Here is a 12699-nt window from a genome sequence, read left to right on the forward strand (position 1 = left end):
AAAAAAGGGTGATGCATCCGATCGGTTGAGTTGATATGATGAACTCTTTTGAGACCGACAGCTTCATGGCATCCATCACCGTTCACTGCCCTCGCTGCAACTCTGACCACGTATATCGCCATGGGAAGACCCCTGCCGGCCATGTTCGCTATCGTTGCCCCGTCTGTCCGCACGTGTTTCAGCTCACCTACACCTATGAAGCCCGCAAGCCTGGCGTCAAAGACAAGATTGTTGATATGGCGTTCAACGGCTCAGGTGTTCGTGATACTGCTCGCGTCCTCAAGATTGGCATCAACACAGTCATACGCACCCTAAAAAACTCACCCCAAGGCAAGTAACCTCCGAAAAGGTGGTGCTCGATGACGTGGCACTTATCTGTGAACTTGATGAGCAATGGGCCTATGTTGGCAACAAACAGCATCGACATTGGCTTTGGTATGCTTTTGATACCAAGAGAAAACGAGTCGTGGCATATACCTTTGGCCCACGCAACGATGAGACATGCCGTCGGTTGCTGAGCCTGCTTTCTCCGTTCCAGATAGGCTTTATCACCAGTGATGATTGGGGAAGCTATGCCAGAGAGGTGCCGAGCGAGATGCATCTGACCGGGAAGATATTCACCCAGCGTATCGAGCGTAACAACCTGACGCTCAGAATGCGCATCAAGCGATTGGCTCGCAAGACCATCTGCTTCTCTCGTTCCGTTGAGCTCCACGAGAAAGTGATTGGTGCCTTTATAGAAAGACACCATTTCAACTGATTGGAGTCATTACCCAAAAAAGGAGGCCTGAGCCTCCTTTTAGCGTTTATAACAGAACTGGATTAAACCAGAGCTGCTTTAGCTTTTTCAACCAGGGCGGTGAAAGCCATTTTGTCGTGAACGGCGATATCGGACAGGATCTTGCGATCGATCTCGATAGAAGCCTTCTTCAGACCGTTGATCAGACGGCTGTAGGACAGACCGTTCTGACGGGCTGCAGCGTTGATACGCGCAATCCACAGCTGACGGAACTGACGCTTTTTCTGGCGACGGTCACGGTAGGCATACTGACCAGCTTTGGTTACCGCTTGTACCGCTACGCGGTAAACACGGGAACGGGCGCCGTAGTAACCTTTGGCGGCTTTCATTACTTTCTTGTGACGAGCTCGAGCAGTCACACCACGTTTAACTCTTGGCATTTTTCACATCCCCCCTTATGCGTACGGCAGACAAGCGACAACACGTTTGTGGTCGGCAGCAGAAACCATGAATTTCGGTCCCAGCTGACGCTTACGCTTGCTGCTCTTCTTGGTCAGGATGTGACGCAGGTGGTTGTGCTTGCACTTGAAGCGACCCGAGCCAGTCTTTTTGAAGCGCTTTGCAGCACCCCGGTTGGTTTTCATCTTCGGCATTTCATACTCCGCATTGTGAGTGACAACAAAATCGCAAGGCGAACCGACTCATGGGGCTTGCCCCATGAGTCAATTTCTTGTGGGCCTTAAGATTTCTTCTTAGGTGCGAGGACCATCACAGCTTGACGGCCTTCGACTTTCGGGAACGACTCGACTACGGCCAACTCTTCCAGATCGTTCTTGACGCGCTCCAGAACCTTGATACCAAGATCCTGGTGGGCCATTTCACGACCACGGAAGCGCAGGGTGACCTTAGCCTTGTCCCCGTCTTCCAGAAAGCGAACCAGGTTGCGTAGTTTTACCTGATAGTCGCCTTCGTCAGTGCCAGGACGGAATTTGATTTCCTTGACCTGGACGACTTTCTGCTTTTTCTTCTGTTCTTTGGTTGTTTTGCTCTTTTCGTAGAGGAATTTGCCGTAATCCATGATCCGGCAAACGGGCGGCTCAGCATTTGGACTGATCTCGACCAGATCAACTCCGGCCTCTGCGGCCAAGTTCAGAGCATCCTGAATGGAGGTAATGCCAATGGCTTCACCATCCAGACCAGTCAGACGAACTTCTTTCAGACGGATCTCTTCATTGATCCGGTGAGCGCGGGCTTGCGGTTGCTTGCCCAGTTTTTTTCCGCCTTTTATAGCTTATTCCTCCACTTTCTTTTGTCCGCGGGTCTGAACTTCCTGGGTCAACAGAGCGATGAACTCTTCAACAGGATAAGTGCCCAGGTCAGCCCCTTTACGAGTCCGTACTGCAATCTTACCGGCTTCAACTTCTTTATCGCCGCAGACCAGCATGAAAGGTACTCGCTTCAAAGTATGCTCGCGGATTTTAAAGCCAATCTTCTCATTTCTCAAGTCCGCTTTTGCGCGAAGGCCCGCATCATTCAATGCTTTGGCTACTTTCACCGCATAATCGGCCTGATTGTCCGTGATATTCATGACCACAGCCTGAGTCGGTGCCAACCAGGTCGGGAACAGACCGGCGTACTCTTCAGTCAGAATACCGATGAAGCGCTCGATAGAACCCAGGATGGCCCGGTGGATCATCACAGGTACATGGCGATCGTTGTTTTCGCCCACATAAGTGGCACCCAGACGACCAGGCAGGGCAAAGTCGAGCTGCACGGTACCACATTGCCACGCACGATCAAGGCAATCGTGCAGGGTAAATTCAATTTTGGGACCGTAGAACGCCCCTTCACCCGGCTGCAGATCGTACTTCAGACCGTTGAGTTCCAGCGCTTCGGCCAGGGCTTTCTCGGCACGATCCCACATCTCGTCGGAGCCGATACGCTGCTCGGGACGAGTGGAGAGCTTGACCACGATATTCTCGAAGCCAAAGGTACCGTAGACGTCATAGACCATACGAATACAGCCGGAGACCTCTTCCATGATCTGCTCTTCGGTACAGAAGATGTGAGCGTCATCCTGAGTGAAGCCGCGCACCCGCATCAGCCCGTGCAGGGAACCGGACGGCTCGTTGCGGTGGCAGGAACCAAACTCGGCCATACGCAGCGGCAGATCGCGGTAGGACTTCAGACCCTGGTTGAAGATCTGGACGTGACCCGGGCAGTTCATCGGCTTGATGGCGTACTCGCGGTTTTCGGACTGGGTAGTGAACATGGCCTGGGCGTATTTCTCCCAGTGACCTGAACGCTCCCACAGGACGCGGTCCATCATGAACGGACCTTTCACTTCCTGATAGTCGTACTCTTTGAGCTTGCCGCGGATAAAGGTTTCCAGCTCACGGAAGATGGTCCAGCCATCGTTGTGCCAGAACACCATACCGGGTGCTTCTTCCTGCATGTGATACAGGTCAAGCTGCTTGCCGATCTTGCGGTGATCGCGCTTGGCGGCCTCTTCCAGACGCTGCAGATAGGCCTTGAGCTGCTTCTTGTCAGCCCAGGCGGTACCGTAGATACGCTGCAGCATCTTGTTGTTGGAGTCGCCGCGCCAGTAGGCGCCGGACATCTTCAGCAACTTGAAGTGGTGGCAGTGACGCATGTTGGGCACGTGCGGGCCGCGACACATGTCGATGTACTCTTCGTGATGATAGAGACCTGGCTGGTCATCACGGGCAATGTTCTGATCCAGGATTTCGACTTTGTAAGACTCGCCGCGCGCCTCGAATACATCGCGCGCTTCTTGCCAGGAGACTTTCTTCTTGATGACGTCGTAATCCTTGGCTACCAGCGCCAGCATGCGCTCTTCCAGGGCAGCCAGATCTTCATCGGTCAGGGTACGGTCAAGATCAACGTCATAGTAGAAGCCGTTGTCGATGACAGGACCGATGGCCATCTTGGTCTGGGGCCAGAGTTGCTTGATAGCATGACCCAGCAAGTGGGCGCAGGAGTGGCGCAGGATGTCCAGACCTTCTTCGTCTTTGGCGGTGATGATGGCCAGCGCAGCATCGGCTTCGATCAGCTCGCACGCATCCACCAGTTCACCGTTTACCCGACCGGCAATGCACGCCTTGGCGAGACCGGGACCGATGTCCGCAGCCACATCCATGACGGAAACTGAGTGGGCAAATTGACGTTGGCTGCCGTCAGGCAGAGTAATGATTGGCATTATGTGTTTCCTTATACAGTGGTGACCCCTACCAAAGGTCACATGCGGGATGGAAAAGAGATTCAAAAAGGTGATGTTCTGGTTCTCCACAGCACTTTGCGAAGACGGCCTGACACGTAAACCACATGTCTAACGTGACAAACCAAGCCAAAACGGCCCCATGCTACCAGAAGTCGGGCGTGCTGTATCGGATTTGCAGATATTTTCTACAGTCAAATGAGTCGCCTGCCGACTATTCACCAAGCAGGGATTGCCAGTTGAAGTCAAAGTCACTGCTCCCCTCCTCGGCCAGCGCCAGCTCTTGCAGCACCTGAAGCGCCAGCTTGTTGCCCTTTTGTGCCGCCTGATAGAGCCACTGTTTCGCCTGAGGCAAATCGACCCTGCCGCTGACCCCCATCAGATGAAGGACGCCGACTTTCAGCATGGCCGGGACATCACCATTGCGGGCAGCCTGATCCATCCAGTGAAAGGCTTGGCGCAGATCTCGCTTGACCCCGACACCGCGCAGATAGAGCTCTGCCAGCCGGTATTGGCCGAAAGGATCCCCTGCCAGCGCCGACTGGCGATAGAGGCTGATGGCCTGATGGATATCCTGCTCGCTCCCCTGCCCCACTTCATGGCTCCAGCCCATCAAGGCTTGCGCCCGAGGTTGGCCTTGATCGGCCAGTGGCGACCAGATCCGGGTCGCCTCATCGAAATGACCGGTACGCCAGGCACGGTTGGCAGCAGCCATCTCCTGCTCGGTGGAGAGCGGAAGCAGACGCCAGATAACAAGGGCAAGCAGACCGATAAACAGCCAGCGGGAAGTGGTGGGTCTCATGATGATTTCCGTGATCCAGTTCTCATTTCGTCTATGTAAACGAAATGTAGCGCCGCGATCAAGCTAGAGATCCCTGCGGCAACCCTTTTTGCACCCGGTCGATCAGCAGTTGTTGTCATTTATCCGGGGCACCTGCAAAATAACTGTATGTATAAACAGTGTCGGTGCACACCATGGCAGGACGAGGCAGCCCCTACAATATCGATCACCGTTTTAGCGGCCCCCTTGTCGAAGCGATCGATGACGGCTGGCAATCGTCCGATTGGGATGCCGCTTTCACTCCTTCTGTGCCTGGCACCGAGGTGCGGGAGATCGATGCACGCAGCATCATCAGCTACAACAGCTCGCCGGATGTCCCCTTTGGTCGCTCCATCAACCCCTATCAGGGGTGCGAACACGGTTGCATCTACTGCTATGCCAGACCCAGTCACGCCTATCTGGAGCTCTCCCCTGGCCTCGATTTCGAGAGCAAGCTGTTTGCCAAACGCAATGCAGCCGACCTGCTGCGCCGGGAGTTTGCCAAACCGGCCTATCAGCCACAGACTATCTTCATTGGCGCCAATACCGACCCCTATCAACCCATCGAGCAGCGCTATCGCCTCACCCGGCAGTTGCTGGAAGTGATGCTGGCCCACCGCCACCCGGTCGGGCTCATTACCAAGAGCGCCATGATCTTGCGCGACCTTGATCTGTTGACCGAGCTGGCCAGAGAGGGACTGTGTCAGGTGATGGTATCGGTGACGACCTTGAATGAAGCCTTGCGGCGACAGCTGGAGCCCCGCGCCAGCACGGGCGCCGGCCGCTTGAAAGTGATCGAGAAGCTGGCCAGCGCTGGCGTGCAGGTGGGAGTACTGGCCGCCCCCATGATCCCGCGGCTCAATGAGCCGGAGCTGGAGCAGATCATCAAATCGGCTGCCGAGGCAGGCGCCAGCTGCGCCGATTACATCCTGCTGCGGTTACCCCACGAACTGGCGCCGCTATTTGGGGACTGGCTCGATACCCACTACCCGGGCCAGAAGGAGGCTATTTTAAATCAGTTGCGAGCCAGCCGCGGTGGCGGGCTCAACAGTACCGCCTTCGGTACCCGCATGCGCGGTGAGGGGCACTTTGCCGATCTGCTGGCCCAGCGCTTTCGCCTTATCTGCAAGCGCCTTGATCTGGGCAAACGCCATATTCAGCTCAGGCTTGATGGGTTTATCCGCCCCGGGGAGCAGCTGTCGCTCTTCTAATCCCCCCTTTTACGCCCTGCATACATCAGATGCACAACCCTTGCCTGCCAAGAGGTTGAGAGGAAAGCCTGCCGCAACACATCCTGTGGAAACCCCGCTTTTCAGAATTTTCCAACGAAGTAGCCATGTCGCGACAAGAAAGCGCTACCCGGTAAAGAGAGGGCTAACGCCTTAGCCTGCGCGCTGATCCCGACCCTGCTGCACCATTTCAACCGGTAGTCGCGAGGGTTCATGGGCCACTTCGTGCTCATCCTCTTCATACAGCGGCACCTCTGACTCGCCCCATACCCGGCTCCACCAAATTTCCCATGTGATCCAACTGGTCATATGCAGCTCCTGACGGTGAAGGTGATGGCAACAACGCACCACTCGCCCGGCAGGATAGCGGCTGGGAATGACAGGGAAATGACAAAAAATCACTTGTAAAAAGGCAACTGGCGGTGGCGAGGAAAAGCCGAAACAGTTCACATATTCGGCGAAATCATCCTGAAAGCGGTCACAAATCTGCAGGTTGTGGATTGCAGCACATCCTGTTCCCGCCAAAGCTGGCTTGCCCATTCAGGCATCTATAAAAACAGGGACACAATAATGAAACACACAGCGGGAATATGGGCGATCGCAGGCATGCTGATCGCCCCCTTGGCGCACGCCGACGTCATATTGCACGCCTTCAACTGGAAGTACAGTGAAGTGACCGCCAAAGCCGACCTTATCAAATCAGCTGGTTACAAACAGGTACTCATCTCACCACCTCTCAAGTCATCAGGCAACGAGTGGTGGGCTCGTTACCAGCCGCAGGATCTGCGCCTTGTCGACTCCCCTCTTGGCAACAAACAGGATCTCGAGCAGCTGATCGCCGCCATGAAGGCGCGGGGCATCGCCGTCTATGCCGATGTGGTGCTCAACCACATGGCCAACGAAAGCTGGAAACGCCAGGACCTCAACTATCCCGGCAACGAGCTGCTGCAGAGCTACGCCAGCAACCCGGCCTATTTCGAGCGCCAGAAACTGTTTGGCGATCTGGGGCAAAACTTCCTCTCCGGTCAGGATTTTCATCCCGAAGGGTGCATCAGCGACTGGAGCGATCCGGGTCATATCCAGTATTGGCGTCTCTGTGGCGGTGCCGGTGACAAGGGGTTGCCGGATCTGGATCCCAACAACTGGGTAGTGAGCCAACAACAGGCCTATCTCAAGGCGCTCAAGGGGATGGGGATCAAGGGTTTTCGGGTCGATGCGGTCAAGCACATGAGTGATTACCAGATCAATGCCGTGTTCACCCCCGAGATCAAACAGGGGATGCACGTGTTTGGCGAGGTGATCACCACAGGGGGTGCTGGCAGTACCGATTACGAGCGCTTCCTCAAACCCTACCTCGACAGCAGCGGCCAGGGAGCCTATGACTTTCCGCTGTTTGCCTCCCTGCGTGGCGCGCTGGGGTATGGCGGCAGCATGAACCTGCTGGCGGATCCGGGCGCCTACGGTCAGGCGCTACCGGGCAGTCGCGCCGTCACCTTTGCCGTGACCCACGACATCCCCACCAACGACGGCTTCCGCTATCAGATCTTAAGCCAGACTGACGAGAAGCTGGCCTATGCCTACCTGCTTGGGCGCGATGGTGGCTCGCCGCTGGTCTACTCCGATCACGGCGAGACCCAGGCCAAGGATGGACTGCGCTGGCAGGATTACTACCAGCGCGCCGATCTCAAGGGGATGATCCGCTTCCACAATGCGGTGCAGGGTCAACCCATGCAGTTGATCGGCAGCGGTGACTGCTTCGTGCTATTCAAACGGGGCAAACAGGGGCTGGTCGGCATCAACAAGTGCGACTATGAGCAGGAGTATTGGCTCGATACCGCCAAATTCGAGATGAACTGGTATCGCAACTATCGTGACGTGCTCGACCAAGGCGCCGTGGTCAACGTGCAGAGCCAGTGGGTACGGGTCGCCATTCCCGCCCGCAGCGCCAGAATGTGGCTGCAGGAGTGATCAGGCCAGCCCCCTTCCCGACTTTCAGCTGCCTGTCATAAAAAGCAGACAAATAAAAAGAGCGACCACCAGGGTCGCTCTTTTTGCTCAGAGACGTAGCTCGGGCAACAGGCTATTACTCGTCTCCCGCTTCCCCTGCATCGACTGCATCAGTGCCGGTCGTGATATCGGTACCTTCAGATACCTCACCGTCAACGGCCAGAGCGTCGTTCTCGTCTTCATCGCTCTCGGCGATACGCTGCAGGCCAACCACGGTCTCGTCTTCACCGGTACGGATCAGACGGACACCGCCGGTGTTACGGCCAATGACGCTCACCTCGGCAACACGGGTACGCACCAGAGTACCGCCGTTGGTGATCAGCATGATCTGATCGGTATCTTCGACCTGGATCGCATCGATCACCTTGCCATTGCGCTCATCCACCTTGATGGAGATAACGCCCTGGGTACCACGGCTCTTGGTCGGGTATTCGGCCAACGCAGTCCGTTTACCGTAACCGTTCTCGGTGGCGGTGAGGATGGCACCTTCGCCGCGCGGAACGATGAGGGAAACCACCTTGTCACCGGCGCCCAGCTTGATGCCACGGACACCGGCGGCGGTACGACCCATGGGACGCACGCCCTTGAAGGTACCCTTGCTTTCGGTGCCTTCGCCGTTGTCGCTGCCATCATCGTCATTACCGGCATCGTCGTCGGTTTCAACGTCATCGCTGACATCGGCATCAGCGCGACCGCTGCCTTCCGCGAAGCGAACAACTTTGCCCGCGTCGGAGAAGAGCATGATCTCGTTGCTGCCATCGGTGATATCCACCCCGATCAGCTCATCACCCTCTTTGAGGTTGATGGCGCGGATACCGGAGGAGAGCGGACGGCTGAAGTCAGAGAGGCTGGTCTTCTTCACGGTACCGTTGGCGGTGGCGAAGAACACATACTTCTCGGCGTCATACTCCTTCACCGGCAGGATAGCGGTGATACGCTCACCCTCTTCCAGCGGCAGCAGGTTGATGATCGGACGACCACGGGCGCCACGGGACGCTTCCGGCAGCTGGTAAACCTTGAGCCAGTAGACCTTGCCACGGGTGGAGAAACACAGAATGGTGTCGTGGGTGTTGGCCACCAGCAGACGCTCCACAAAGTCCTCTTCCTTGATCCGGGTGGCCGACTTGCCACGACCACCGCGGCGCTGGGCCTCGTAGTCGGAGAGCGGCTGATACTTCACATAGCCCTGGTGAGACAGGGTAACCACCACATCTTCCGGGGTGATCAGATCCTCGATGTTGATCTCGGCACTGGACATGCTGATCTCGGTGCGACGCTCGTCACCATACTGCTCGCGCACGGCCAGCAGTTCATCGCGGATCACTTCCATCAGACGAGCCGGGCTCGCCAGGATGTGCAGCAGCTCGGCGATCAGATCCAGCAGAGATTGGTACTCTTCCAGGATCTTCTCGTGCTCGAGGCCGGTCAGCTTGTGCAGACGCAGGTCAAGGATGGCCTGGGCTTGCTGTTCGGTCAGGAAGTATTGACCTTCACGGATACCGAACTCGGGCTCCAGCCACTCTGGCCGTGCCGCGTCGTCGCCCGCTTTTTCCAGCATGGCGGCCACGTTGCCGAGTTCCCAGCCCTTGGCAACCAGGCCCGCTTTCGCGTCGGCCGGGGTCGCGCTGTGGCGGATCAGCTCGATGATGGGATCAATGTTGGCCAGCGCAACCGCCAGACCTTCCAAAATGTGCGCCCGATCCCGCGCTTTGCGCAGTTCGAACACGGTCCGGCGAGTCACCACTTCACGGCGGTGCAGCAGGAACGCATCCAGGATCTCTTTAAGGTTCATCACCTTGGGCTGGTTGTTATCGAGCGCCACCATGTTGATGCCGAACGTGGTCTGCATCTGGGTGTGCTTGTAGAGATTGTTCAGCACAATCTCGCCGGACTCGCCGCGCTTGATTTCGATAACGATGCGCATGCCGTCTTTGTCAGACTCATCGCGCAGGGCACTGATGCCCTCGATCTTCTTCTCTTTGACCAGCTCGGCGATCTTCTCGATCAGTCGAGCCTTGTTCACCTGATAGGGGATCTCGTGAACGATGATGGTCTCGCGACTGGTCTTCTCGTCCACTTCCACTTCAGCCTTGGCCCGCACATAGATGGAGCCACGACCGGTACGGTACGCCTGCACGATGCCGGAACGACCGTTGATAATGCCGCCGGTGGGGAAATCCGGGCCGGTGATGTAGGTCATCAGCTCGTCAATGGTGAGGTCGCCGTTTTCGATCAGCGCCAGACAGCCATTGACAATCTCGGTGAGGTTGTGAGGCGGAATGTTGGTCGCCATGCCCACCGCGATACCGGAGGAGCCGTTGACCAGCAGGTTGGGAACCTTGGTAGGCATGACCGCCGGGATCATCTCAGTGCCGTCATAGTTCGGCACCCAGTCCACGGTCTCTTTGTCCAGATCGGCCAGCAGCTCGTGGGAGATGCGGGCCATCCGCACTTCGGTATAACGCATCGCCGCGGCGCTGTCGCCGTCGACTGAACCGAAGTTGCCCTGACCATCGACCAGCATGTAACGCATGGAGAAATCCTGCGCCATCCGGACAATGGTGTCATACACAGCGATATCGCCGTGCGGGTGATATTTACCGATTACGTCACCGACCACACGGGCCGATTTTTTATAGGGCTTGTTCCAGTCGTTCCCCAACTCGTTCATAGCAAACAGAACGCGGCGGTGAACCGGTTTCAAGCCATCACGCACATCCGGCAGAGCTCGTCCTACGATCACGCTCATGGCGTAATCAAGATAGGAACTCTTGAGCTCTTCTTCGATGTTGACCGGCGTGATCTCTCTGGCCAGATCGCTCATAGAAAGCCTTATCCCTAATTAGTTGTTCTTTGGCTTAAACAGCGCGACATGGTAACACACTGAGCCAAATACCTTAAGCCACAAATCGGGTATCAGATCGGGCTGGTGTGACAAAGTCCGTCCGTTATAATGCCCGCCAGGACAATAGATTGCGCCCATGACTCAGAAGCGGGCGCCCTGCCACAGGATCTTCGAAAAATGAACAGTGATGCCAATGTCGATCTGACAGAAATCGCCAAGTTTGAAGCCATCGCCTCCCGCTGGTGGGACATGGAAGGTGAATTCAAACCCCTGCATCAAATCAATCCGGTACGCCTTGACTGGATCACCGACAAAAGTGGCGGTCTGTTTGGCAAGCGCATGCTCGATATCGGCTGTGGTGGCGGCATCCTCTCCGAGAGCATGGCCCGCCGTGGCGCAAGGGTCACCGGCATCGACATGGGCAAGGAGCCCCTCGGCGTCGCCCGCCTGCACGCCCTGGAGCAGGGTGTCGAGCTCGAGTACCGCCAGATCACTGCCGAAGCCCATGCCGCCGAAGTACCGGGCCAGTATGACGTGGTCACCTGCATGGAGATGCTGGAGCATGTGCCGGACCCCGCCTCCGTGCTGCGCGCCATCGCTACCCTGGTGCGCCCGGGCGGCCGGGTGTTCGTCTCCACCATCAACCGCAACCCCAAATCCTATCTGATGATGATCATCGGGGCCGAATACCTGATGAAGATGGTGCCCAAGGGTACCCACGATCACAAAAAATTCATCACCCCGGCCGAACTGTGTCGCATGGGGGAAGCAGCTGGCCTGCTGGTGCGGGATATGAGCGGTGTCCACTACGCCCCGCTCACCAACCAGTTCAAGCTCGGCAAAAATGTCGACGTCAACTATATGGTGGAGTTTGTCCGCCCGGAGCACGGCTGATGAGCGCCTCTCGCCCTCTTCCTCTGCGCGGTGTGCTGTTCGATCTGGATGGCACCCTGCTCGACACAGCCCCGGATCTGGGGGCCGCCGTCAACCATGTGCTGATCAGCGAAGGCTTTGCGCCGCTCTCTGACGACATCATTCGTCAGACCACCTCCCACGGAGCGCTCGGGCTGCTGAATGCGGGCCTCGGCGACGAACTGCTTGAAGAGCTGGGGGCCACGCGCCTGCGCAATGCCCTGCTCGACTACTACGCGGCCAATCTCTGCGTCGGTACCCGTCCCTATGAGGGAATGGTGGATCTTATCGAGTGGCTCGACGAGAAACAGCTCCCATGGGGCATCGTCACCAACAAGCCGGGCTTTCTCACCGAGCCGCTGCTGGCAGCCCTGCCACAGCTTGCCAGCTGCGGCGTCACCGTCAGTGCCGATACCCTGCCGGTGCGCAAGCCCGACCCCGCCCCCATGTTCTTTGCTTGTGAGAAGCTGGGGGTCGAAGCAGCTCACTGCCTCTATGTGGGGGATCATGTGCGGGATATCGAAGCGGGCCGCAACGCCGGCATGCGCACCGCGGTCGCTGGCTGGGGCTATCTCAATGATGAGGAAGATCCCGCCCAATGGGGCGCCGATCTGCAGTTTGATACCGTGCAGGCCCTGCACCACTGGCTGCGCTATGAGTTGACGGCCAAAGCGTAACGCGCAGCCTTACCGGCTGATAAGCGATAACGGGGCGAAGAGACTCTTCGCCCCTTGCATCTCTTCCTTTACGCTCCCGTGACCTGCGCCACCATCACTCATCTATTCATGGACAATAAAGGCAGCTTTCTGCCTGTTGGATACCCATTTGACAAGCTCACAGCCGTCACAAAACGGCCACAAACCACCATCTTCTGATGCAAAGCCCTTGCCATGCTGAGCCCGCGGCTGC

General features: G+C 57.1%; 12 protein-coding genes. 5 read left to right on the top strand and 7 right to left on the bottom strand.

Going from position 1 to position 12699, the window contains the following annotated elements:
• The first annotated feature begins 65 nt into the window (after positions 1-65).
• Positions 66-760 (top strand): IS1 family transposase gene (locus ACTG2G_RS00365; RefSeq protein ID WP_270657729.1). Its coding sequence is split into 2 segments (ribosomal slippage): positions 66-312 and positions 312-760, totalling 696 coding nucleotides; the frame shifts between segments, so codons are not numbered across the junction.
• Positions 761-822: 62 nt separating this feature from the next.
• On the opposite strand, the gene rplT is transcribed toward ACTG2G_RS00365, so the two are convergent.
• From rplT to ACTG2G_RS00390, 5 genes are all read right to left on the bottom strand, one after another.
• Positions 823-1179 (bottom strand): 50S ribosomal protein L20, encoded by a 357-nt coding sequence (gene rplT, locus ACTG2G_RS00370; RefSeq protein WP_005336687.1) that lies wholly within the window; start codon positions 1177-1179, stop codon positions 823-825.
• A 15-nt stretch (positions 1180-1194) separates the two neighbouring features.
• Positions 1195-1392 (bottom strand): 50S ribosomal protein L35, encoded by a 198-nt coding sequence (rpmI, locus tag ACTG2G_RS00375; protein WP_005336688.1) that lies wholly within the window; start codon positions 1390-1392, stop codon positions 1195-1197.
• Between the two features lie 86 nt (positions 1393-1478).
• Positions 1479-2027, bottom strand: coding sequence for a translation initiation factor IF-3 (gene infC / locus ACTG2G_RS00380; RefSeq protein WP_026034907.1), 549 nt, complete (start codon positions 2025-2027; stop codon positions 1479-1481).
• A gap of 3 nt (positions 2028-2030) precedes the next feature.
• Entirely contained in the window at positions 2031-3959 is a 1929-nt protein-coding gene (gene thrS, locus ACTG2G_RS00385; protein WP_005336690.1) for a threonine--tRNA ligase, read from the bottom strand.
• A 232-nt stretch (positions 3960-4191) separates the two neighbouring features.
• Entirely contained in the window at positions 4192-4779 is a 588-nt protein-coding gene (locus ACTG2G_RS00390) for a tetratricopeptide repeat protein (protein ID WP_258720506.1), read from the bottom strand.
• Between the two features lie 173 nt (positions 4780-4952).
• Here ACTG2G_RS00390 and ACTG2G_RS00395 point away from each other — a divergent pair, with 173 nt between their 5' ends.
• Positions 4953-6008 carry a PA0069 family radical SAM protein gene (locus ACTG2G_RS00395; protein ID WP_335817031.1) on the top strand — a complete coding sequence of 352 codons (1056 nt, stop codon included), beginning with the start codon at positions 4953-4955 and terminating at the stop codon, positions 6006-6008.
• Between the two features lie 171 nt (positions 6009-6179).
• Here the strand turns inward: ACTG2G_RS00395 and ACTG2G_RS00400 are convergent, their stop codons facing one another.
• Positions 6180-6566 carry a hypothetical protein gene (locus tag ACTG2G_RS00400; RefSeq protein ID WP_421388083.1) on the bottom strand — a complete coding sequence of 129 codons (387 nt, stop codon included), beginning with the start codon at positions 6564-6566 and terminating at the stop codon, positions 6180-6182.
• Positions 6567-6596: 30 nt separating this feature from the next.
• Here ACTG2G_RS00400 and ACTG2G_RS00405 point away from each other — a divergent pair, with 30 nt between their 5' ends.
• Positions 6597-7994, top strand: coding sequence for an alpha-amylase family protein (locus ACTG2G_RS00405; RefSeq protein WP_421388078.1), 1398 nt, complete (start codon positions 6597-6599; stop codon positions 7992-7994).
• A gap of 115 nt (positions 7995-8109) precedes the next feature.
• On the opposite strand, the gene gyrA is transcribed toward ACTG2G_RS00405, so the two are convergent.
• Complete coding sequence (gene gyrA / locus ACTG2G_RS00410; RefSeq protein WP_439985007.1) at positions 8110-10857, bottom strand: DNA topoisomerase (ATP-hydrolyzing) subunit A; 2748 nt, start codon at positions 10855-10857, stop codon at positions 8110-8112.
• A 198-nt stretch (positions 10858-11055) separates the two neighbouring features.
• Here gyrA and ubiG point away from each other — a divergent pair, with 198 nt between their 5' ends.
• The gene (ubiG, locus tag ACTG2G_RS00415; RefSeq protein WP_108571790.1) at positions 11056-11772 is read left to right on the top strand and encodes a bifunctional 2-polyprenyl-6-hydroxyphenol methylase/3-demethylubiquinol 3-O-methyltransferase UbiG; all 717 of its coding nucleotides are present in this window, start codon (positions 11056-11058) and stop codon (positions 11770-11772) included.
• Positions 11772-12467, top strand: a complete 696-nt coding sequence (locus ACTG2G_RS00420; protein WP_429049016.1) for an HAD family hydrolase — start codon at positions 11772-11774, stop codon at positions 12465-12467. The genes ubiG and ACTG2G_RS00420 overlap by 1 nt, the downstream gene beginning before the upstream one ends.
• The last annotated feature ends 232 nt before the right edge of the window (positions 12468-12699 follow it).

The sequence above is a fragment of the Aeromonas sp. 55A genome (genome assembly GCF_051919665.1).
GTDB classification, from domain to species: domain Bacteria; phylum Pseudomonadota; class Gammaproteobacteria; order Enterobacterales; family Aeromonadaceae; genus Aeromonas; species Aeromonas veronii.